Source organism: Pseudoalteromonas sp. J2K-J031 (assembly GCF_058197095.2).
The window spans coordinates 164,677-186,847 of the sequence record NZ_CM200280.1; the positions used below are offsets into that span (position 1 = coordinate 164,677).

Here is a 22,171-nt window from a genome sequence, read left to right on the forward strand (position 1 = left end):
TTAAATACCTCTATATTCATAACCTTTCTAGTCATGTAAACCAAGCACTACGATGAACCTTCACCAATACTAGTTATAAATTTACGCTATCTGCAAGAAATGATTTTCCACCACGAGCAAACGTTACTTTATATTTTTATATATAAAAATAACTCAATGCTCACAGCTCTCCACTTCAGTACATTTTTTGCAGCTTTTTAAATTGGCTTGGGGTTAAACCTGTTTTTTGTTTAAAGACTTTGTAAAAACTACTTCGATTATTAAACCCTGCTTGGTAGACAATATCGGATACTGTTAAGCCATTATTTTTATTCTTCAATAACGATTGAGCAACCAAAAAGCGATGCTGGTTTAAAAAATCATAGAAATTAGTGCCCAAATGCACGTTTAATAATTCAGATAATTGATGTGTACTAATTTCTAATTTGCTAGCTAACTTTGGCAGTGACATATCGCTGTCTAAATGAATGTGTTCGGTTTGAATTAAATGCTGTAACCGCTCAGTTAATGTAATCACGAGTGTTTGGCTCAAGCACAGTTCCCGTATTGGCAATTGAGCTTCACTATTTTCTAACTGCGAAGGAGTATCGTGCATCGGTAGATTTTGAGTTAAAAATGCAGGCTGTGTAACTGAAAAAATGGAAATGATACAGATAAATAAACCCAGTAACGACGCATAAATATTTAGTAATTCACTGCTTAGGCTGACTTGTTTAACTAATAAGCTAATGATGACAAGATCAACACTCATCGCCACAACAAGGCCTACAATAAGGTAAAGCATCCAGTAATAACAGTTATTACTGTGCTGCGTGACAAGGTTTTTAATTTTATATTGATGTTGTAAGAGTAAATATCCACTGTAGATTAAATAACTAAATACCTGAAAAAAAAGCACAGGTACTATCCACATTGAGGTAAATAACTCGCCAGTGATTTGCCCTAAACACAATAAAAAATAAGGACTTAGATGTGCTGCGATGGACAACTTAGTAATCGGTTTAAGTAGTACAGTTTGTACCAACAGGAACATAATTGGCCCATACACCCAAGTTAGATTAATTCTACATTGGTACAACCAATGAATCGGAGCTGTGAGGATAAGCTGGCTATAAGCGTCTATTGCAGGTGTGAGTAATAAGAAAATCAGAAATGACATTAGAAACTTAAATTGCGTACTTCCCTGCTTATAAAAAGCCAATGTGAAGCAAGTCCATACACCTAAGGTGAAATACAAAATAAACCATGCTTTATAGGCTTCCATTCACTCATCCAATTAATAAATAAATTAACCAGAGTCTAACCTCAGCCAGACTCTTGTGATAGTTTAAAAAATCATAACTCATTCAAATATCATTATTTAAAGACACTGAATGTGCCTTTAAAAATGATAGTGCCACCTGCAAAATTTTGATACCAAGTGCCTGAATACTCATTTTCAAAGGTGTAAACCATGGTATATGGCAACGTAAAAAAATCAGAGGTTTGAACTGCTGTTTCAACAGCTGTATTTGCCGACAAGCGCTGATATTGATAAGTACCAACAGAGTCAATATTGCCTAGCCCAATTCCTTTTGCTTTATAAGTATTATCCTGAGCGTAAGTTTGCACCACGACACCCGATGTTGGGTAACCTCCAGGTAATTGTGATTGTGTTTCAGCTATGGTTAAAGCAATGTTCAAGCCTGCGATAGTGCTAGGCGCTAGACCTTGTGTATCTGAATTAACGGTTGTGAACAGACCGTTTATCACGGTTTCACCACCCGAAAATGTTTGTTGGTAATAACCTGAATTTATAGTGTTAAAAGTGTAATAGGTAACATAAGCGCCTTTTTCAAAATCGACGGCTTGCTCTACGGCTTTATTTGCACTAAGGCGATGATATGAATAATGCCCCTGACTTGCTTGATGACTTGGATCACCAAATGCTTGAGCGCTAAATTGCTGATTCTGAGTATAATGTTTTGCAACTGCGCCTTGCGCTGCAAATCCGGTTTGAATAACTGAACTTGGTTGGTCAACAATGAGATTAAACGTAAGCCCATTTATGTTTGCAGGGGCTAAATTTATCTCACACATTTTTTGGTGAGTAGATAAGTTAATCAAAGCGTCATTATTACCAACTGTGGCCAATATTTGGCCGCTGAATAAGGCAAAACTGAGTGTTATAAATAGTGGGAATATTTTCATGATCTTAACGTGTTACTTAACAGGTGCACCAAGTATTGCAATAACCAAGTGGTCAAATATGAATCGCTATAGAAATTGACAATATATCTACTATTGATGCTATTGAGTAATTTTACCTATTAATGATTTATGTTTCTCATCGCTAAAAGCAAATACTTGGAAGCAACAAGGCTTGTGGTCGAGGCTAAAATGAGTGCTCTGGCTCTTTTACCCACTATCTTATTATTTCAAGTCATTCCAAAAGTAGGTTTTACTGGTACAGCTAAAATCTGGCACACCATTGTCAATTGTAAAGGAGCTATGTTCTCAATTGCGATGGCTGGAGTATCTCAATTTGGTGCCGGTGCATTTTTAGCAATTTATGGCATGAAAAATGGGTTAACTCTTCACGATGCTAGCTTATTACTAACCTCATTTATGATTGGTTCTCTTATCTTAGAAGTACCTATTGCATGGTTATCTGACTATTTTGATAGAAGATATTTTATCGTTTGGTGCTCCTTTGCCAGTATGGTGTGCGCTGTTTATCTACCAATCGCCATTTATACCCCAGTACAAGCATGGGTATTAGCATTTATTTGGGGAGGCGTCATAGCTGGTATTTATTCTGTTTCACTTGCGCTCGTAGGTGAGCGTTATCCCGATGATGATGAATCAGTTGCCGCCAATGCGGGCTATTCATTGATGGAAAGTATTGGTGGCACACTCGGTATTATTGCAATTGGATTTTCAATGGAAAAGCTGGGTACTGACGGCATGCCCTACGTCATTATGTTTGCCAGTATTTTATATTTTTCATTTGCGTTAACTCGTTATCGAATTGAATAATCGGCACAATTTTTACTAATAGACATTAGGGCATGTTGAACTTTGTGGATTGAAATTTGTTCAATCTAGGGGCGATTTAATCGCGGCGCGAGGGTTGCATCCTAGTGGGCTAAGTAAAAGTCGAGCAAAGCTTCCGCGTCCTGCTAACGCCCCTTACCTACATCCGTGTGGGCAACAAAGCGTTAATCGCCCTTAAGAAGAACCGTTTAGGCAGTGTATGTTTAGAGTTTATACTGCGTTATCGCCTCTTTATGGGGGCACCGCACTACATAGGCTCTACCTTGCCTAAATTACCAAACATACAGAGCAATCAATCACGAAAGGTCAACACGTCCTAAAGTATGTTAACAGTCAAGGTGCTAAAACTAAACTTTACTTAAAAATTAGTTTTTCATCGCTTTGGTTTGTCATCTTATCGAAATAAATATGACCTAATGATTTGCTAATGTTAGGTTTCGTCAATTTTTTGTTAATTGGCCGCTCTATGTCTCAATCGAAACAGCTCGATCATAATAAATCTAATTGGTTTAACCGCTTTTTATCAACGGTTGAATTTCTGGGAAATCTACTTCCTCACCCTATCACCTTATTTGCTTTATTCAGCGTAGCAATCATTCTATTTAGTGGAGTTGCATCTTGGTTTGGGTTAACAGCGCTTGATCCTAGGCCAGTTGGTACACCAGGGCGTGAAGCCGATGGCATTATCGAAGTAGTCAGTTTACTCAGCGCTGAAGGGTTACAAAAAATAGTGACAGGACTTGTCACAAACTTCACTAATTTTGCTCCTCTTGGTACTGTACTTGTCGCTTTATTAGGGGTAAGTGTTGCTGAGCACTCTGGACTTTTATCTGCTGCGATGCGTGGCATGGTGATGGGAGCCTCAAAACGCTTAGTTACTTTTATGGTTGTGTTTGCTGCTATTTTATCAAATACCGCTTCTGAACTTGGTTATGTAGTCTTAATTCCTCTTGCAGCTATGATATTTCATAGTTTAGGTCGCCATCCTCTTGCTGGCTTAGCGGCTGCATTTGCAGGTGTTTCAGGTGGTTATTCTGCCAACTTATTATTAGGTACGATTGACCCTCTTTTGGCAGGGATCACAACTCCTGCAGCACAAATGATTGATCCGACGTATATTGTTGGTCCTGAGGCGAATTGGTACTTTATGATCATCTCAACGTTCGTAATTGCTATTTTAGGTACTTTTGTAACAGATAAAATTGTTGAACCTAGGCTAGGGGTTTATAACCCCAAAGAAGCTTCAACCGATCTTGATGATAACCAAATATCTGCAATTACCGATTTAGAGCGTAAGGGACTTAAATACGCAGGCCTTGCACTTTTTGCGATGTTAGGACTGCTAGCACTGACCATCGTGCCTGATGATGGCATATTGCGCCATCCTGTTGAGGGAACAGTTGCGAACTCTCCATTTTTGAAAGGCATTGTTGTTTTTATTTTTATCACCTTTGCCATCCCAGGTTTTGTTTACGGCAAAATAGTTGGCACAATGCGAAATGATGTTGATGTCATTAACGCTATGAGTAAAAGCATGAGTGCGATGGGCGTTTATATCGTCTTAGTCTTTTTTGCAGCGCAATTTGTGGCTTTTTTCAAATGGACTAACTTAGGCACTATTTTAGCGGTAAATGGTGCTGCACTATTACAAGCATTACAACTAACAGGTCCTGAAGTCTTTGTTCTATTTATATTAATGTGTGCTGTTGTGAATTTAAGCCTAGGTTCAGCCTCTGCTCAATGGGCAATTACTGCACCTATTTTTGTCCCTATGTTAATGCTAATAGGGTATTCCCCCGAAATAATACAAGCTGCATATCGTATTGGTGATTCTGTGACAAACTTGATTACGCCCATGATGAGTTATTTTGGCTTGATATTAGCTGTCGCGACCAAGTATAAAAAAGACATGGGAATTGGCACACTAATCGCGACAATGCTCCCTTACAGTATTGTATTCTTTATCGGTTGGGTCAGTCTATTTTACATTTGGGTGTTTGTCTTTAATTTACCTGTTGGACCAAACTCGCCCATCTATTATCAGCCTTAGGTAACACAACTTAATAAAAAAGCCGCGCATCTAAAGAGTGCGGCTTTTTTATTGTTCAAATCAAAATATCCAATGTATATTTCTTGCAGTTTAAAACATCACCTGAACCAATAGATGGATGCTTCGACATGAGTGTGCGGTGTGAAGAGTAGTTGTCAACTTACCATCGCTGAACATAGAATCTTGCTGTACATATCAACCCAATCATTGAATGATTTTTTGATTAAACGCCATCTAAAAAGAAAATTATCAACATCTTTCACCCTCTATCTTATTTATAATGAGGGCTTCAATTGTGGGTCAATTGTAAGGTAATCCAATACTGTGAACCGTTTAAAATACCCTCATTGCCTAATCCTAAAGTGAACTGGTTCTCTTTTATATATCCGCTTTAGATAGAGTAAAAAACTTGGTATTAGAAATAGTTACCTGTTATTTTTGTGGTATTTCCAAGCCAAAATATAGTGTAAAACAAGCATAAGAAATCCGATAAACACAGTTTATCGGATTCAAGTATCAATCAAACCGTCACATTACAAATCAATTAAAACATTAACTGATTTGCATAAAACTCATAATGACTTAAAGTTGCCACGCATAACTAAACTTGGTGAAAAAAGTACGTTGGTTTCGAGTCAATGATTTTAAATCATCATCTTGGTAACCAGTATCTGAATAACCCAAATAAAAAAGTGTTTGTGCATTGAGTTTATATGAATACACCAACTGGGTTGCATAATCCTTATTGACTTGGCTGATGTTTCTATAATAAAGCTGTTGATTTTTATCTATATTTTCATACTGTAAAACCAACTTAAGCATACTGCGCATATTAAATTTATAATACAAACGTAAGTCTGTGACATTGGCATTAAACAAACGCTCTCCATGTACTTCTAAATAACTGTATTCATGGCTTAATACAACTTGAAGATGATCATTTACATCCCATGTAATATCCGGTTCGAAAGTAAAAGAGTCGCCTAAACGAGCATGCTGATAATCTATTTCGCTGCCATATTCGGTAAATAAAGCCAGTTTTATATTTTGACTTGGGTAAAAACCAGCTTGGATATACGCTGAATTTTGCTGAAAAAAATCATCTAGATAAAACTCATCGCCATGTGTTAATCCTAATCGTGCATAAGAACGCATTTGCCCTTTAACTAAAAATGTTGTTTCGAACTCTTCTTCGAGCATGTCACCATTTTGGGCATAGGTTTTATCCCACTCAACCTCATATTCCCAAGAGGTTAATCTATCGTCCTGATTGCCATACCATGTTTGACCACCACCTATTATCGCTCTTTTGTAATCGACTTCTGGCTCATAACCCAAATCAGCCCTGAAGTCTTCAGCCACATTTTCAATACTGCCAAAAAGTTTATAGTCTCGATTTTCACGACTTAGCTCGACTTTATACGCTGCGCCTTGTTGTGATTTATCGAGCATGAAATATTGCTGCAACATATCTGAATTTTCAGTATCGCTATACGAGACTTGGTACTGCAATGAATCGGATGGATTAAACCAATACCCACCACCTACTGATAAAACGGTGTTGTGATAATTAGCAGTTTCTCGATGGGTCGACATCACGGCTAGATTATTCTGCTCGCCAATATCCAATTGATAACTAAGCGCAGCAACTTTGGATTTTTCACCTAAATTAACCAGCCTAGAGCCTTGATTGCTCGGAATAATCAGATTGGTATTCTCATCATCGGTGAATAATACGCCATAACTATGTTGATCTGATTTACCCGTTAATTTTAAGCCCACTTCAGGGGCGGCAATATTGCGGGTGTAGAGTAGATTAAAATGATTCGTTTCGAAAAAAGACGCTCCGTCTAAAAAAAATGGCCTTTTTTCAGCATAAAACAAAGAGTAATTAGTATTTATATCTAATTGAGTGGCGTCGGCTTCCACCGTTGAGAAGTCCGGATTAATCGTTGCGTTGATAACCGCATCTTGGGTGATCCCCCAGCGAATATCGGCACTCAATTCAGTATCAATCTCGCCCGCTTCCCATTGCCCTGGCAGCATTGGTTTTTCGTCATGACGAAGAGCTGTTAAAGAAGGGGCAATTTGAATATTCTTCGTCTCTGGAATATTTGATAAACCAACCAACTTATCGAATTGGCAAAGGCTACAAACAACATCCAAATCAAAACCGACATTAGCCATTTGATATAACACATCGCGTGGGTAATTTCGCCACACTGCAATACTCCATGTTTGCTCTGCCCCACCTTTAGGAAAACGTAATGCACTAAAAGGGATCCGCATTTCGACAATGTAGCCTTCTGGTGTTATACGCGCTGAACTATCCCATATCGCGTTCCAAGATGGATCTTCAACCCAGCCATTGACATCGCTCATGGCCATATCACCTTGAGCGCCAAAAGGGTTGACGTAGAATTCGTAACCGGTGCGTTCATCATTAAAGGTATCAATCATCAGTGCGACGTTATCGTCTGCCCATAAATCATCGCGATCACGAAGCGCTGCGCGTATTTTTGTCGGATCAGGATCATAAGCAATAAACGCTACATACAAACTGTCACCATCTTCAAATAAATATGCATCGGTTTTAACAGGTGGAGTCAAATCACCGACCGGTTCATTACGGTAGATTAACGGTATATGAGTCGCCTGTTGCCAAGCTGCTTCATTTAATTGACCATCTAGTTCAATAGCTGCACTTTGGTGCACTAAGTTGAATTGTTGCTTGATCATTTGGGCTGAAGATAGTGGGATAAAACAAAAATAGAGACTTACCAGTGCGGCAATAGATTTCTTAATGTCGAACATAAATATCCGTATAAAATAAATAGAAACAAAAAACCTCTTGATTCTAAAGACATTTGTAGAGTAAAGATAGATTTATTACCGATAACGATACATTTTATTAACTTCACAGCAGCTAAATATTTTTCAAATATAAAAAAAGGCCATTAAATGGCCTTTTTCATAAGTAATAATTGTAAGCTTATTTCTTCAATGTCAGTTTTGCACTTTTTATTGCTGTGCGTACATTAGCAATTTTCGAGCGATTTTTAATTCGCGCTTCGCCTTGCTCTTGACCACCGGCGCCATTAACACGCGCTTTACGGCGGCGGTGACTTGGAGTGCTATTAATCGTTTTAATTAAATTATCTCGGCTGCTTACTTCAAAACCTGGGTAATAAATACGACGGATTGAGGTACCAATCAACGACTCAATATTTGCAAGAGTATGCTCTTCTTCACGGCTCACAAAAGAGACTGCTTGACCACTATTTCCTGCGCGGCCTGTACGACCAATACGATGGACATAATCTTCAGCTAAGAAAGGTAAATCAACGTTAATAACACGCTCTAAACCAACAATATCTAAACCACGTGCAGCTACTTCTGTTGCTACTAAAACGCGCACTTTACCCTCTTTAAATTCACGTAATGCGCGACGACGTGCACCTTGCGTTTTATCGCCATGACACACAGCAGCAGAGATCCCAAACTGATTTAGCTCTTCAACCACGCTACTTGCGGTTTCTTTCATATTCACAAACACTAGCACTTGGTGCCAATTTTTACGACCAATGAGCTCTGACAATAATTCATTTTTTCTACGCTCTTCAACTGGGTATACCACGTGTTGAACCGTTTCTGCCGTTGAATTATCTTTCGTTGCCTGCACAATTTTAGGTTGTTTAAGAACAGAAGCCGAAAATTGCTTCATTGAACTAGGATAAGTAGCAGAGAACAATAAAGTTTGTCTTTCATCATTGACTGCGGCCATTAACGTTTTTATGTCGTTAATAAAGCCCATATCAAGCATACGATCTGCTTCATCAAGGACTAAAAAGTTCACATGAGATAAAGACACATTACACATTTGAATATGTTCAAGTAAACGCCCTGGCGTAGCAACGATAATATCAGCACCGGCTTTTAGCTTAATCGCTTGGCCTTTATGACTCACACCACCAAAAATTGCTGCCACTTTTATATCTAAATACTTGCCATATTTTTCAAAGCTATTGGCGATTTGCTCAGCAAGCTCACGGGTTGGTGCAAGCACCAATGCTTTAGCATTAGAAGCCACTCTAGGGGTTGGAGTATCAATGAGCTTTTGTAAAATAGGTAAGGCAAACGCAGCCGTTTTACCGGTACCCGTTTGCGCATTCGCTAGGACGTCATGACCTCTGCGAACATGAGGGATAGCTAAACGTTGAACCGGACTTAGCTCGGTATAACCGCATTCATCAATCGCTCGTAATATTTCAGGGGCAAAACTAAAAGACTTAAAATTCATTCTGTATTCCTAACACTATTTTCAGCCAAAAAGCCAAAATTTTGGTCGCGAATTATACTTGATTTGATTGGCACTGTCGCCAGTTATTCACATTCTTATGAGCAATAACCAGATTAGGATAAAAAAGCAAAGATGGGGATTTAACGAGGGGGCTAAAAACCCCTCGTTCGTTTTAAATTAGTTTAAGCAGTCAGACAAAATACATCATCACTAAGATGCGTTGCTTTACCGCCAACTAAATCAGTTTCAGTCCACTCATTCATCAATAAAAGACCTCTTTCACGTTGTGAATGCGACAGTGGGACATAAGGTAATCGGAAAACAGGTTTTACCGCGTTCGTCATCATCAAAGCTGTGTTGATTGCAATTGGGTTTGGTTCACAAAACAACCAATTCATTAATGGTTGAACACGTAAATTGAGTGCCTCATTTGGAGTATCAATCAATTGACGCATAATGCCAGGCACTAAATTAGAGGTAACCGAGATAACCCCATGAGATCCAAATAAATGTCTGCCATCATGTGCTTCATCATCATTACCAGACCAACAAGCGATACCTTGTTTTTCATACGCTGCGATTCGCTCATTTCCAGCACATTCCTTAATGCCGATAAAATTGGGGTGTTGCGAAAAAGGAATGAGAATTTCAGGTGTTAAATCTTGACCGGTACGCCCTGGGACATTGTAAATAAAGGCAGGTCCTAGCGCTAAAACACGACTTAAGTGCTCTTTTACACCGGCTTCAGATGAGCGACCATAATAAGGATTAATTTGAAGCGCAGCGTCCATACCTGTTGCAAAACCATATTCGGTAGCTTTAATCGCTTCGCGTGTATTGTTACTGCCAGTATTGCCGACGATAATGAGTTTATCTGAAAACTTAGCAACACTGTGGGCAATTAACATTAAATGTTCTTCCCAATTCATCAGTTGCCCTTCCCCTGTCGTACCACCGACTACAATGCCATCCACACCGGCATCAATCTGAGCGAGCACGAGTTGATCATAAGCAATCAGGTCAATTTCACCATTTAATTGGTATGGCGTTTTAATTGCGGTAATTAGAGAAGCGTTTTTTAATTGTTCAATTGAGCGCATAGTCAGTGGATTTTCCTAATAAAAACTTTGGCCTTTGTATCATATTTAAGAAACATTTCCGAGTAGAGATGTGTAATAACAACTAAAAAATAGAAAATATTATTTAAGAGACATGATTGTTTTTCTGAATAACATTTGCCACAATACAACTGTACATAAACACAGTATTTATTGCAGAGCCTATTATGACGTTATTTGAGTACCTATCTAATCATTATTTTGATCAAACACAACTATTGCAAAGCAGCCAAATTGATGAAGAAACGCTTTTGCTATGGCAAGAAAAAGGTCTTTTCCCAAAACCAGCCTACCGACTTAATAGTGATATAGAATGTAGCTCTTATTATGGGTTACATAAATGCACTGAGTATTGGGATTATTTTGCTCGGGGTTACGACAAGTGGGCGAAACTCTTACTGAGTCAAACAGAAATATCGGCTTCAAAAGCTTATGAGATCTTTTATCACAAATATTGTAATCATCTTAGCTTATTAGCCCAACAAGGGTTATACAGCTCTGACGAGTGTTTTAATGATGACTTACATGAACACGTACAAAATCAATGGCAACATTTTTTAAACGGCAAATTTGGTTTAATCACCCAAAATGGATTAATTGAAGAAATCGTTGAAGTTGAACTGACTATTAATATTATTAGTACGTTAACTGAGCTTAATACTAAATCTGAACTCGACGATGAAGAGCGCCAGACAGTGAGATTAGCAATTAAAAAACTCAGCAAATCATTGAGCCATTTCGCACCTCATGAACGTAAACAAAGCTACCGAACACGATTTATAGATAACACTATAAAACTATATAATCTCAAAGCTTAATGGCTGTGTTCAAAACGGCCTCGGCTAATTTCAAATGCTTGGAGTATTTTTCTTTCTAAATCAGTAAGATTATCAATCCAAGCATCGACCTTTTCATCGTCATCGTTTTCACTCATAGACTGATAATGTGCAAGTAAGTTAATTAAGCTTTCAGCTGAAATATGTGCGTTATTAATTTGAGTAAAAATATCAAGCTTTTGATCATGCGCTTTAATTGCATTTAAACAATTTGAATTTAATTCGACAATTTGTTTATCCATTTTAAGACTCCTAATTGTTCTTACACTCTTTGTTATACCAGCGTTTCTCCATTTAGCTAGTCAATTTTAGCCCCAAAGACTCTGTTTGCTGCTTATGTAAACACTTTTAAATCTATTAAGTGTACAAGGCAAAGTAAATAACACAATTTGCCAACATTCAAATGCAAATAAGATTGATTCCTGTCTAAAAGAGAGTTAAAGTTATGATATACTATCACATAAGGTAATTGATAAATGAAACCTAATATACATCCTAACTATCAACAAGTCGTATTCCATGATACAGCCGCAGATAAGTATTTTATCATTGGCTCTACTTTAACAACTGCTCGTACTATTGAACTAGAAGGCATTACTTATCCTTACGTTCCAGTTGATGTATCAAGTGAATCTCATCCTTTTTACACTGGTAAGCAGAAAGTGAATAAGTCTGATGGTCGTGTAGCTAAGTTTAACCAACGTTTTGGGGCTCTAGGAAGTAAGAAATGAAGGTACTGAGCTCTTTAAAATCAGCAAAAACAAGACATAAGGATTGTAAAATTGTAAAAAGGAAAGGTCGCCTTTATGTAATTTGTAAAAGCAATCCAAGATTTAAAGCCGTACAAAAATAAAAATAACCTCAGTATTAAAAATACTGGGGTTATTTTTTAAATTTAAAGTATCTAAATTCAAGTTAACTTGTGAAGCTGCTGCAGAAAAAACAATGCGCTTTTAAGATCATAAAATAGAATGTTACGAATAATTAGTCGATGACAAGAATCCGGATGATGTCTTTACCCAAAAATTAGTTGCCAAAAACTTGGCTCATGATGTTGATGATATTCTTTGCGAAGACGATCTACTGCTTTGAGATGTAACTGCGCTTGGGTAAGTTCGCCTTTGGTTGCGAGCGTTTGTGCGTGCTCTATCAATACAATTACTTTATCAATCCCCTCTAACGATACAGCTTCCTTATCAGTTGGAAATCCGACTTTTTTACTTTTTAATACCAGCGTTTTAAACTCATTTAAATGATGGGTAAATGCTGTGATGTCTTGCGCTTGCATCGTATTTTTATAACTGAGTGCCATATTTTTCATCGTCACTTCTAATTCATTGTTCGCTAAAACAGTATGAGAAAAGAAAAAAAGTGTAATGCTAAAAGCGATAAAAATTTTCATGATAAACCTTAAACAAAAATGTAAAAAGATTATAAAGCATTCTGTGAGGAGCACAAAATGTAAAGCCCCTTTACAAAACAAAAACGCCCCGTGAGAGTCATCACGAGGCGTATAAATATAAAATGTTATGCAAACTTAATTGACAGCCATAACATTTAGCATTGTTGAACGTTTAAGCTATGAGTTTGCTACTTTTAATTCACTTTGAGCTGCTACTAGCTCTAAATCATAATCATACTCATCAACTCGAATGGCTCTTTCGCGTTTTAGGTTATAATCAATTAATTGCTTGTATTCATCAACTGTGACAACGTTAGCATTAAGCGCATTTTCTAAGGTTTCAGAGAATCTTACACCCGCTTTAATTTGTTTACTTCTCAGTGATAACTTCACTTTTTTCAGTAAATCTAAACATGCTAGTTTCGCTTGATATGCCTGTTCGTTAATGTAGTGGCCATCGCCTGGTACTGAGCGAACTAAATGCGTTAACTTTTTCTTGAATGATGTATCTAATTGCGCTTGCTCGGCTAGCTCACGAATTAAATTATCAGAGATTTTCGGCATTTTAGCACTGTAAGTAACTGTGATTAATCGCATAAATTTCCGTGTTACGTCAGAAGGGAAATTATCCAAGAACGTTAATAAAGCATTTTCAGCATTCATTAGTGCCCAGCGGGTTGCATAATGAAAATAAGGTGCAGCTTGATTACGTTCCTCTGCAGATACTTTTTGCTCATAGAAGCGAATACACGCCATGGCTGCATATAAATAACTCATCACATCACCTAAACGAGCAGATAACAACTCAGCTTGTTTTAGTTTTCCGCCTAGTACTAATAACGAAAAATCGGCATAAACGGCAAGTTTAGATGCTAATTTTTGTACTGATTTCTCATATTGTTTTACCTCTACAAGTTCTGATGAAGCACTTGCAGTGAAAGGTAACAACCCTAAACGAAATGAACGCAAGCTATTTGCAACACTATAACCAACCGTTTTTCTAAATATTTTATTAAATTCTTTATCAGCATTTTTGTCGTCGCTATGAATTGCTTCAACCATAGATTGCAAGTATGGGTGACAACGCATTACACCTTGACCAAAAATCATTAAGTTACGGGTTAATATATTGGCACCTTCCACCGTAATCGCAATAGGCTGCGCAACATAGCCTTTAGCCAAGGTATTTTGTGGACCACACTGAATAGCTTTACCAGCTTGAATGTCCATTGCAGAATTTAATGTATCGCGACCAATTTCTGTCATATGGTATTTCGCGATAGCGGTGACAACGGATGGTTTTAAACCTAATCCTAAACCTTCAGTTGTCAGTACACGCATTGCTTCTTGTAGGAAGGTTTTTCCAGCAATATCAGCAAGTTTTTCTTGAATACCTTCGAACTGACCAATAGATAAACCAAACTGTTCACGTACCGCTGCATACTCGCTTGCAGATTTTAATGCAACATGACTGGTAGAGCAGCCAAGAGCAGGTAAAGAAATGCCTCGACCAGCACCTAAGCAACTCACTAACATTTGCCAACCGCGACCAATATTCTTTTGACCACCAATGATGAAATCCATTGGAATAAATACTTTTTCACCGCGTGTAGTTCCGTTGTAAAAGCGGATCCCCATCGGGTCATGACGGTTACCAAGTTCAACACCAGGATGTTCACGCGGAATAAGGGCACAGGTGATACCTAAATCTTCTTTAGTACCTAGCAGGCCTTCAGGATCGCGTACTTTAAATGCAAGCCCTAACACTGTAGCAATTGGAGCTAATGTAATATAACGCTTATCCCAAGTAACACTTAAACCAAGCACTTCTTGACCTTGGTACAAACCTTTAGTAACAATACCTTGATCCGGAATACCACCGGCATCAGATCCGGCTTCAGGGCTTGTTAGTGCAAAGCAAGGAATATCTGTACCATCTGACAAACGTGGTAACCAAAAAGAGCGCTGCTCTTGTGTACCATAATGCATCAGTAATTCACCCGGTCCTAATGAGTTAGGGACCATGACAGTTACTGCAACACCCGAACTTTTTGTCGCAATCGTCGCTACAATTGTTGAATTTGCATACGGGCTAAACTCACGTCCACCGTATTCTTTTGGAATGATTAAAGAGAAGAATCGCTCTTTCTTAAGAAAATCTAAGATATAGTCTGGTAAGTGTTTACCATTTTGAATCTCAGTATCATCAATGAGTTCAAGTAACTGCATTACTGGGCCATCAAGAAAAGCTTGCTCTTCTGAAGTTAATTGGCCTTTAGGAACTGCACGTAATGCCGAAAAGTCTGGTTTGCCTCGATAAATCGACCCCTCTAACCATACATCGCCTGCATCAAGCGCTTCTTGTTCGGTAATAGAAATACTAGGTAATACTTTTTTTAATGTTGTTCGTAAGCTCATTTTAACTCATCCGACCAGATTCAATTACCTACTATTACGTCACAAAAACCACTTTAGATCAATTGCTCTAATCTCATTTTTTCACATTTTATTTAAATTTATTTTTTAAATTGATTAAAATAATTCAATATCAATAAGATATGTGAAATAAAAAAATATCTTGTTATAGTGTTTTTTACTAAAAACGTATCATTAAATAGAGGTAAATCATGCTTAACTGCTTAAAAATGGTTTTATCCTTACTTTGTTTCACGCTCTTACTCGGCTCATTTACTAGCAAAGCACACAGTGATAAAGAGCACATTATTTCAATTATGAACGCCCAAGAATCTGCATGGAATAACGCGGATATTGAGCAGTATATGCAAGGATACTGGCGTTCAGAACAGCTGAAATTTGTAGGTAAAAAAGGTATCAAATATGGATGGCAGGCGACACTAGATAATTATAAGAAAAGTTATTCGTCAAAAGAAAAAATGGGGAAATTGAAGTTTGAAAACATTGAAATAGAGGTAAACAACAATACGGCTTTTGTCCTAGGAAAATGGAAAATAACTCTGAAAGATAAAGTGGTTGAAGGCTATTACAGTTTATTATGGAAGAAAATAGATCAACACTGGCGTATTGTCATAGATCATTCAAGCTAAGAGATTTGATGGGCTAAAAGCCCATCATCCGATGCTATTTAGAAGAAGCCATCTGAGATTGGATATAATTGGCAATTCCAATACGGTCAATCAAACCTAAGTGTTGTTTTAACCAATAAATATGGTCAGTTTCAGTATCATTTAATAACTCTTGCAATAAATTACGCGTCACATAATCTTGTTGTTGCTCACAAAAACTGATGATACTTCTTAAGCTTTCAGCTACTTTATATTCTGCTTGTAAATCATTCTTTAGCATTTCCTCTACGGTATCACCAACGTTTATTGCAACGCGCGATGCTGTATCGGCTGTGCCTTCTAAAAACAAAATGCGGTCAATTAACTTTTGTGCGTGCTCAAGCTCTTCTTCATATTCATGACTAAGCTGTTCATGAAGCTTATTAATTCCCCAATCCTGATAGAGTTTACTATGCGCTAAATACTGGTCCATCGAGCTAAGCTCTAGGGTTAGCTGCTGGTTAAGACGATCGATAATTGCTTGTGAACCTTTCATCTTAATCCTCCATCATTGACTGTTGGTAATTTTGAATACCGATATTTTTTATTATAGATTGTTGTGTTTCAATCCAATCAATATGATCTTCTTCATATTGTAATATATCATTTAGCAATTCACGGCTGACATAGTCTTTTTCTTGCTCTGCAGTAGTGATAGCTTGGCGTAATAACTTAACTTGGTCAGCTTGAAATGTAAGATCGCATTGAAGCATTTCGGCAGTTTCTTCGCCAATCAGTAATCGACCTAATTGCTGTAAATTCGGTAAACCTTCAAGAAACAAAATTCGCTCAATAAGCTCATCTGCCTGCTTCATATCTTTAATTGATTTTTTATACGACTTTTCATTTAACTCATCTAATCCCCAATTTTTATACATGCGAGCATGTAAAAAATATTGATTAATTGAAGTTAGCTCAGCTGTTAGCACTTGATTTAATACTGCCAACATAGTCACAGAACCTTTCATAATGACTTCCTAGAAAATAAATTCGATAAGTGATAATTATCACCATTATAGCTTTTTTAGATGGCTGGCATTATATTTTTTTGAAACAAAAACAATAAGAAACACCAAAATAGGGATAAGCAACTGAAGAAAGAAATGGAAATGATTATGATTTGGATAAAACAGTGAATTTGAGAAAAAATTCACTGTTTATGTTTAACGGGTGTTATCTTCGATTTTTCCAAGTATTAAATTTACTGTGCACGCCGCGAGTCAATGAAGCAAAGTAGGCCTCCATCACATCAACCCCATACAAAATACCAACAACAAGAATAGAAAGTTTGATAGCAGCAAACTCCCCTGCAATGCAAATTGCAACTCCAATACTCGCAAGCACCCAAATAGTTGCTGCCGAGGTAACACCTACAACGATCCCGTCTTTAGCAAGCATGACACCTGCACCTAAAAAACCAACGCCTGTGATCACTTGCCCAATTATCCTAGATGTATCTGTAACATCATTATTCATCGAATTAGATGCTGCTACAAATAAATATGTGCCTAACACTATCAATGCAGATGTTCGGATACCAACAGGTTTACCACGAAGTTGGCGTTCAAGCCCAACAATACAACCACATAAAATAGCAGTAAAAATATCAGACCACTGAAAAGGATCGATAGCGAGAAAAAGACGTATTTCATCCATTTAATTAGGTTTACCTTAAATAATATTTACAACAGGAATTACTAAACTATTTTTTTGTGCATAATGCCCATAAATTTTCATTGCTAAAATAGCAGCAAACGTCACAATCGAACAGCCTAATAACCACATTGTTGCAAAAAATGGCTGAGCACTAAGAGTCCCTATTTGATAAACGGATGATGCGGTTATATAAGCAAGACCAGTCGACCATCCAGCAACAAATAACATCCACTTTAAACCTGCCTCACGATAAACAGCGCCCATTACTGCAACGCATGGGGTATAAAGTAAAATAAACAGTAAATAGCTGAATGCGGCTATTTTACTTGAAAACAAACTCGCCATTGCATCATAAGTAGATAGATTTACCGCTTGATCTGAAGCTGCTTGCGACTTATCGGTGATCACAGTCTGTGCAAGCCCTAATGGATCTAATAAGTTTTCCATAACATTCGAAACATTAGTCCCTATAGAATAAACAGCATTTTTTAATTGAGAACCAATAGACTCTTTGATTTCATCGGCTTGATTTTGATTTAAGCTGCTATAAAGACTGTCGAGCGTACCGACAACGGCTTCTTTAGCAAAGACACCTGTAAATACACCTACCGTGGCAGGCCAATTATCTTGTTCAATACCAATAGGATGAAACATAGGTGTTACTGCTTTACTGATCACACTGAGTATTGATTTATCAGTATTATCATTACCAAAGCTACCGTCAGTTCCTAATGAACTTAGCACTTTTAACACCACAAAAACAATAATGATGGTTTTTCCAGCACGCATACAAAAACCACTTAAACGCTCCCAAGCTTTGAATAATACCCCACGTAGAGTCGGTAAATGATAGGCAGGTAACTCCATAATAAAAGGAGTTAAATTCGGAGAAAATAACGTTTTCTTCAATACGAGGCCGGTTAGAATGGCCATTATGATTCCAATCAAATACAAAGCAAATACAATGTTTTGACCATTACTTTCAAAAAATGCCGCCACAAATAAAGCATAAACAGACAAACGTGCACCACAAGACATAAATGGCGCCATAGCAATAGTGAGTAATCTATCTTTATGTGTTTCAAGTGTTCGGCTCGCCATGACCGCAGGTACATTACAGCCAAAGCCAACTATCAATGGAACGAACGATTTTCCAGGTAAACCAATCGTCCTCATTAATCTATCCATAATAAAAGCAGCCCTTGCCATATATCCAGAGTCTTCAATAAAAGCTAAACAAAGATACAAAAAGCCAATAACAGGAATAAAGGTCGCAACTAACTGGATCCCGCCCCCCAAGCCATCCGCTAAAAGCGTGATTAACCATGCAGGTGTATTAATTGACGCTAGAACCTGACCAAAACCATCGACTAATATTGCGCCAGTGGCAATGTCGAAAAAGTCAATAAATGCACCACCTATATTGACTGCAATTGTAAACATCAGGTACATGATAGCTAAAAAAATCGGTATACCTAGCACTCGGTTCAATACGATTTTATCAATGAGATCACTCATAGTTTCAGAGGCATGTAAATTATTTTTTTGACACCGCAGCGTCAACGTTTCGGCCAACTGATAACGAGAATCGGCAAGGCATACCGCCATATTAAAATCAGTATCGCGGTCAAATTTAGCAGCAAGCGTAGTATAAAAATCACTATTAGATGTAGTTTTAAAATCACTATCACTGATCACTTGCTCTAATAAACCTATTTGTTCAGCACGTGAATACTGATTAAAACGAGCATCGTGGTTTGAAATATCAGTAAGAGCGTTTTCAACTTGAGAAGAGTAAATAGGTAAGCAATCTGAGATTTTCTTTTTGACTAATTGAGCACTGATTGCGTTTTTAAGCTCGACTAAGCCCGTTTTATCTGCAGCCACAATAGCGATGACCGGACAACCAATTTGCAAGCTAAGCGCGCTAGTATCTATCTCAATGCCATTACGCTTAGCAACATCCATCATATTTAAAACCACTACCATTGGCTGCTGCATTTCTAGCAATTGAGCTGTTAAAAATAAATTACGTTCTAAATTAGAGGCATCAAGAATATTTATAACAAGATTGGCTTGCTTTGATACTATGTAGTCTCGGGCTATTTTTTCATCAAGCGAGGTTGTATCGTCATATACATCAATAGAATACGTACCAGGAAGATCAATTAAGTTGACATTTGTTTCATTACAAAAAAACTGCCCTTCTTTTTTTTCTACCGTTACGCCAGGCCAATTTCCTACTTTTTGTTTAGCTCCCGTTAACGCATTAAATAAAGTGGTTTTACCACAATTTGGATTCCCGATCACAGCAACTGTTTGAATCATGATACTAACTCCACAAATATAGAGTCAGCTTCTGCTTTACGTAAACTTAAGGAAGAACCTCGAACTTTGAGCACCATAGGATCGCCTAAAGGAGCAAAACGGATCACTTCAACTAAGGAGCCGGGGATCAAACCCATCGCTAATAATTTTTTTTGGAGTTCGTTGTTATTTTTATCAAAACTGACGATTCGAGCTGCAGCACCTAAAGAAATTTGATTTAAGCGTATCATATGGATATCAATAGAACTTTTATTGCAGTTAATTTTACTCGGTGTCAGTTAGCATGCAAGTGATAGTTATTTACATTTTAATTTAAATTTAAATAACCATCACTTTTGTATGAGATTCGAACAACACTTAACCGATAACATGATTAATATTGTCCTATCTCAAGTATTTGAAGCTGTTGTTGTAACAACTGTATTTTAAGCTTTAGCTTAATGGCGCAATTTTCACTTGGTTTTTGGTGCGATTTTACTAATGAATATAACGTTCTTTTGGCTATTTTATACTTAGTTGCCACATCAGAAATCAGCTTTTTGTCAATTAAAACCTCATTAATCGCAGCTTGATACTCATAAGGTAATAGGAGACTCATTTTGTTTCATCCTTTTCAGCATCAACTGGCCATTGGCTAATTTCTATCGTAAAAATGGCGTAAAAGTAATCCCACATAGCATTAATTTTTAAGCAAACTGTTTTCATAAATTAATCTCCTGTTTAAAAGATTGATTATTCAAACTTTATGCCAAAATAAATAAATTGTAATGCATTGATTATTAAGAGTTATATTTCAATATTTAAATTAGAAAAACACTTCATCACTAAAATAGTGCAATTATGTTTCATTATGAATCATTAAAAGACGAGTTTAGTAATGAGTATTCAAAATTTATTTTACTTGTTACTAAATCGATTTTGTTATTAAATTTTGATAATGCGAAATCGTAATATTTTTAATCTTACTATCGTCTTATTGGAAATCCTTTAAGTTACCGCGATGCAAAACACCTTGATAAAATTATTTCCTAATATATAACAAGTACATGAATTAATTACTTTTATAACAATACGTAACTCATTTTTAATATCAAAAAGGTCTATCACTGCATTTTCGATCTCGTTTCGATGAGCTAGACTTTATCCATTAGCAATAAAAGTGCTTCAATCGCTCTCATTTAGGAGAACTCAAATGACGAATGCTATTAAATATTCACTTTTAAAATATCTTTTTATCGGTTTTTTAACCTTATTCAGTTTTAAACTTCTTCAAACTGAATATTATGACTGGACAGGGAAGCTCAATTGCCAACAAAAATGCGAGACTTTAAATTTAGGTAAATGTCAGTACACAAAAACTGAAACAAACTCACGTTGTTTATGTACTGAGAAACAAATCTACTTAGTACTTAATTAAAAAACACTAAACAGTACAATATATTTTTTATTAGTCTATTAATATTCTAATGATGAATTTATTGGCTGAGCCAAGTCTTTAATCCATACTTTAATGCTGCAAGTCTAATAATTTATCATCAAGTTGCTCGAAAATAGATTTTAGATCTTCAAACTTGTCTAATGTTTTAGCAACACATTCTACATTTATTGATTTTAGAGGTGTAAATCGACTTGATAATTCGATTTTTTTTATCTCTTCTATCAATACATTATTACTCTCGTCATTCCCTGTAGGGCAAAAAATAATATATTGATTCGTATTACGATTTATTAACAATTCTTCTGTACTTAATTTTAGTGATACCTGATATAGCAACTCAATCGTTACTTGCTCTGATAAGGCGACACCTAGCGTATTTGTCACCTTCTCTAAGCCATTGATATTAATTAACATGAATGAGCATGGATAACCTTGGTCTTGTTTTAATTGTGCGAGTATCCGCTCTAATGCTCGTTGATTTGGTAACTGAGTTAACGGATCGAGCATCGATAGTTCTTCGCAAAAAAGCGAGAATACTTTTACATCTTGCCAGCGTCGATAGGTAAATAAACCAAAAATGATTGTCATAATCAGTAGCGCTGTAAATATTTCATCCACTTCATATACTTCGTAGCTGCGTGATAAATAATAGATGGCCTCGAGCACATCAAAACGGGAGCAAAAGACAAATGCGATTAAAAATAAGCCAGAAAGAAATACTAAATCTTGTCGACTTCTCTTTTTTATTTTCGTTTTTAATAAATCAATCAATTGAACCCCCGATGACAGCGCTAGTAATTTTGATATCGTATCAGATTTTTTTATGTAATTAGTATCTTTGTTCAGTTTATCGCGCACAATCTTAATTAAAATCAATATTGCATTATTTAAATAACCGCACTTATCGAAACTAGACAGGTTCAA

21 protein-coding genes are annotated in these 22,171 nt (G+C 36.8%); 6 read left to right on the plus strand and 15 right to left on the minus strand.

The features are described from left to right. Nucleotides 1-175: 175 nt before the first annotated feature. Nucleotides 176-1,264 carry a helix-turn-helix domain-containing protein gene (locus tag AC3KZC_RS18010; RefSeq protein WP_490578995.1) on the minus strand — a complete coding sequence of 363 codons (1,089 nt, stop codon included), beginning with the start codon at nt 1,262-1,264 and terminating at the stop codon, nt 176-178. A gap of 92 nt (nt 1,265-1,356) precedes the next feature. Continuing rightward, a complete protein-coding gene (locus tag AC3KZC_RS18015) occupies nt 1,357-2,190 on the minus strand; it encodes a hypothetical protein (protein WP_490578996.1) in 834 nt (277 codons plus the stop codon). 189 nt (nt 2,191-2,379) lie between these two features. Between AC3KZC_RS18015 and AC3KZC_RS18020 the strand changes: the two genes are divergently transcribed. Both AC3KZC_RS18020 and AC3KZC_RS18025 read left to right on the plus strand, forming a co-directional pair. Beyond that, nucleotides 2,380-3,018, plus strand: coding sequence for an MFS transporter (locus AC3KZC_RS18020; protein WP_490578997.1), 639 nt, complete (start codon nt 2,380-2,382; stop codon nt 3,016-3,018). A gap of 484 nt (nt 3,019-3,502) precedes the next feature. Next, nucleotides 3,503-5,086, plus strand: a complete 1,584-nt coding sequence (locus AC3KZC_RS18025; protein ID WP_490578998.1) for an AbgT family transporter — start codon at nt 3,503-3,505, stop codon at nt 5,084-5,086. A gap of 582 nt (nt 5,087-5,668) precedes the next feature. Here AC3KZC_RS18025 and AC3KZC_RS18030 read toward each other — a convergent pair. The 3 genes from AC3KZC_RS18030 to dapA all read right to left on the minus strand — a co-directional run bounded on the left by AC3KZC_RS18030 (nt 5,669) and on the right by dapA (nt 10,486). Then, nucleotides 5,669-7,900 (minus strand): carbohydrate binding family 9 domain-containing protein, encoded by a 2,232-nt coding sequence (locus tag AC3KZC_RS18030; protein WP_490578999.1) that lies wholly within the window; start codon nt 7,898-7,900, stop codon nt 5,669-5,671. 178 nt (nt 7,901-8,078) lie between these two features. Beyond that, entirely contained in the window at nt 8,079-9,386 is a 1,308-nt protein-coding gene (locus tag AC3KZC_RS18035) for a DEAD/DEAH box helicase (RefSeq protein WP_490579000.1), read from the minus strand. Nucleotides 9,387-9,568: 182 nt separating this feature from the next. Further along, nucleotides 9,569-10,486, minus strand: a complete 918-nt coding sequence (gene dapA / locus AC3KZC_RS18040; protein ID WP_490579001.1) for a 4-hydroxy-tetrahydrodipicolinate synthase — start codon at nt 10,484-10,486, stop codon at nt 9,569-9,571. A 185-nt stretch (nt 10,487-10,671) separates the two neighbouring features. Between dapA and AC3KZC_RS18045 the strand changes: the two genes are divergently transcribed. Then, on the plus strand, nt 10,672-11,322 hold the full coding sequence (locus AC3KZC_RS18045; protein WP_490579002.1) for a DUF6058 family natural product biosynthesis protein: 651 nt from the start codon (nt 10,672-10,674) through the stop codon (nt 11,320-11,322). Here the strand turns inward: AC3KZC_RS18045 and AC3KZC_RS18050 are convergent. Then, the gene (locus AC3KZC_RS18050; protein WP_490579003.1) at nt 11,319-11,582 is read right to left on the minus strand and encodes a hypothetical protein; all 264 of its coding nucleotides are present in this window, start codon (nt 11,580-11,582) and stop codon (nt 11,319-11,321) included. The two genes, AC3KZC_RS18045 and AC3KZC_RS18050, sit on opposite strands and share 4 nt — an antisense overlap. 234 nt (nt 11,583-11,816) lie before the next feature. Here AC3KZC_RS18050 and AC3KZC_RS18055 point away from each other — a divergent pair, with 234 nt between their 5' ends. Further along, nucleotides 11,817-12,071 (plus strand): type B 50S ribosomal protein L31, encoded by a 255-nt coding sequence (locus AC3KZC_RS18055; protein WP_490579004.1) that lies wholly within the window; start codon nt 11,817-11,819, stop codon nt 12,069-12,071. Further along, a complete protein-coding gene (ykgO, locus tag AC3KZC_RS18060) occupies nt 12,068-12,193 on the plus strand; it encodes a type B 50S ribosomal protein L36 (protein WP_490579005.1) in 126 nt (41 codons plus the stop codon). Before AC3KZC_RS18055 ends, ykgO begins: the two co-directional genes overlap by 4 nt. A gap of 162 nt (nt 12,194-12,355) precedes the next feature. On the opposite strand, the gene AC3KZC_RS18065 is transcribed toward ykgO, so the two are convergent. Further along, nucleotides 12,356-12,742 (minus strand): cytochrome b562, encoded by a 387-nt coding sequence (locus AC3KZC_RS18065; RefSeq protein WP_490579006.1) that lies wholly within the window; start codon nt 12,740-12,742, stop codon nt 12,356-12,358. Between the two features lie 177 nt (nt 12,743-12,919). Continuing rightward, nucleotides 12,920-15,160, minus strand: coding sequence for an acyl-CoA dehydrogenase (locus AC3KZC_RS18070; RefSeq protein ID WP_490579007.1), 2,241 nt, complete (start codon nt 15,158-15,160; stop codon nt 12,920-12,922). A 209-nt stretch (nt 15,161-15,369) separates the two neighbouring features. Between AC3KZC_RS18070 and AC3KZC_RS18075 the strand changes: the two genes are divergently transcribed. Beyond that, nucleotides 15,370-15,807, plus strand: coding sequence for a YybH family protein (locus AC3KZC_RS18075; protein ID WP_490579008.1), 438 nt, complete (start codon nt 15,370-15,372; stop codon nt 15,805-15,807). 34 nt (nt 15,808-15,841) lie between these two features. Here AC3KZC_RS18075 and bfr (AC3KZC_RS18080) read toward each other — a convergent pair whose 3' ends face one another. From bfr (AC3KZC_RS18080) to AC3KZC_RS18110, 7 genes are all read right to left on the minus strand, one after another. After that, entirely contained in the window at nt 15,842-16,321 is a 480-nt protein-coding gene (gene bfr / locus AC3KZC_RS18080) for a bacterioferritin (protein ID WP_490579009.1), read from the minus strand. Between the two features lies 1 nt (nt 16,322). Further along, nucleotides 16,323-16,793: a bacterioferritin gene (bfr, locus tag AC3KZC_RS18085; protein ID WP_490579010.1), complete on the minus strand. Its 471-nt coding sequence runs from the start codon at nt 16,791-16,793 to the stop codon at nt 16,323-16,325. A gap of 205 nt (nt 16,794-16,998) precedes the next feature. Next, complete coding sequence (locus tag AC3KZC_RS18090) at nt 16,999-17,481, minus strand: MgtC/SapB family protein (protein ID WP_490579011.1); 483 nt, start codon at nt 17,479-17,481, stop codon at nt 16,999-17,001. 15 nt (nt 17,482-17,496) lie between these two features. After that, complete coding sequence (gene feoB, locus AC3KZC_RS18095; RefSeq protein ID WP_490579012.1) at nt 17,497-19,809, minus strand: Fe(2+) transporter permease subunit FeoB; 2,313 nt, start codon at nt 19,807-19,809, stop codon at nt 17,497-17,499. Beyond that, entirely contained in the window at nt 19,806-20,039 is a 234-nt protein-coding gene (locus AC3KZC_RS18100; RefSeq protein ID WP_490579013.1) for a FeoA family protein, read from the minus strand. Before AC3KZC_RS18100 ends, feoB begins: the two co-directional genes overlap by 4 nt. 143 nt (nt 20,040-20,182) lie before the next feature. Further along, nucleotides 20,183-20,407 (minus strand): hypothetical protein, encoded by a 225-nt coding sequence (locus AC3KZC_RS18105; protein WP_490579014.1) that lies wholly within the window; start codon nt 20,405-20,407, stop codon nt 20,183-20,185. Between the two features lie 909 nt (nt 20,408-21,316). Then, a complete protein-coding gene (locus AC3KZC_RS18110; protein ID WP_490579015.1) occupies nt 21,317-22,018 on the minus strand; it encodes a diguanylate cyclase domain-containing protein in 702 nt (233 codons plus the stop codon). Between the last annotated feature and the right edge of the window lie 153 nt (nt 22,019-22,171).

What these genes read in the sequence shown, in the direction of transcription:
- feoB (WP_490579012.1), bottom strand. Translation starts at nt 19,809, where the DNA reads ATGATTCAAACAGTTGCTGTGATCGGGAATCCAAATTGTGGTAAAACC.
- AC3KZC_RS18055 (WP_490579004.1), top strand. Translation starts at nt 11,817, where the DNA reads ATGAAACCTAATATACATCCTAACTATCAACAAGTCGTATTCCATGAT.
- AC3KZC_RS18035 (WP_490579000.1), bottom strand. Translation starts at nt 9,386, where the DNA reads ATGAATTTTAAGTCTTTTAGTTTTGCCCCTGAAATATTACGAGCGATT.
- AC3KZC_RS18105 (WP_490579014.1), bottom strand. Translation starts at nt 20,407, where the DNA reads ATGAGTCTCCTATTACCTTATGAGTATCAAGCTGCGATTAATGAGGTT.
- bfr (WP_490579010.1), bottom strand. Translation starts at nt 16,793, where the DNA reads ATGAAAGGTTCTGTGACTATGTTGGCAGTATTAAATCAAGTGCTAACA.
- AC3KZC_RS18010 (WP_490578995.1), bottom strand. Translation starts at nt 1,264, where the DNA reads ATGGAAGCCTATAAAGCATGGTTTATTTTGTATTTCACCTTAGGTGTA.
- ykgO (WP_490579005.1), top strand. Translation starts at nt 12,068, where the DNA reads ATGAAGGTACTGAGCTCTTTAAAATCAGCAAAAACAAGACATAAGGAT.
- AC3KZC_RS18065 (WP_490579006.1), bottom strand. Translation starts at nt 12,742, where the DNA reads ATGAAAATTTTTATCGCTTTTAGCATTACACTTTTTTTCTTTTCTCAT.
- AC3KZC_RS18075 (WP_490579008.1), top strand. Translation starts at nt 15,370, where the DNA reads ATGCTTAACTGCTTAAAAATGGTTTTATCCTTACTTTGTTTCACGCTC.
- AC3KZC_RS18015 (WP_490578996.1), bottom strand. Translation starts at nt 2,190, where the DNA reads ATGAAAATATTCCCACTATTTATAACACTCAGTTTTGCCTTATTCAGC.
- AC3KZC_RS18025 (WP_490578998.1), top strand. Translation starts at nt 3,503, where the DNA reads ATGTCTCAATCGAAACAGCTCGATCATAATAAATCTAATTGGTTTAAC.
- AC3KZC_RS18050 (WP_490579003.1), bottom strand. Translation starts at nt 11,582, where the DNA reads ATGGATAAACAAATTGTCGAATTAAATTCAAATTGTTTAAATGCAATT.
- dapA (WP_490579001.1), bottom strand. Translation starts at nt 10,486, where the DNA reads ATGCGCTCAATTGAACAATTAAAAAACGCTTCTCTAATTACCGCAATT.
- bfr (WP_490579009.1), bottom strand. Translation starts at nt 16,321, where the DNA reads ATGAAAGGTTCACAAGCAATTATCGATCGTCTTAACCAGCAGCTAACC.
- AC3KZC_RS18020 (WP_490578997.1), top strand. Translation starts at nt 2,380, where the DNA reads ATGAGTGCTCTGGCTCTTTTACCCACTATCTTATTATTTCAAGTCATT.
- AC3KZC_RS18090 (WP_490579011.1), bottom strand. Translation starts at nt 17,481, where the DNA reads ATGGATGAAATACGTCTTTTTCTCGCTATCGATCCTTTTCAGTGGTCT.
- AC3KZC_RS18045 (WP_490579002.1), top strand. Translation starts at nt 10,672, where the DNA reads ATGACGTTATTTGAGTACCTATCTAATCATTATTTTGATCAAACACAA.
- AC3KZC_RS18070 (WP_490579007.1), bottom strand. Translation starts at nt 15,160, where the DNA reads ATGAGCTTACGAACAACATTAAAAAAAGTATTACCTAGTATTTCTATT.
- AC3KZC_RS18100 (WP_490579013.1), bottom strand. Translation starts at nt 20,039, where the DNA reads ATGATACGCTTAAATCAAATTTCTTTAGGTGCTGCAGCTCGAATCGTC.
- AC3KZC_RS18030 (WP_490578999.1), bottom strand. Translation starts at nt 7,900, where the DNA reads ATGTTCGACATTAAGAAATCTATTGCCGCACTGGTAAGTCTCTATTTT.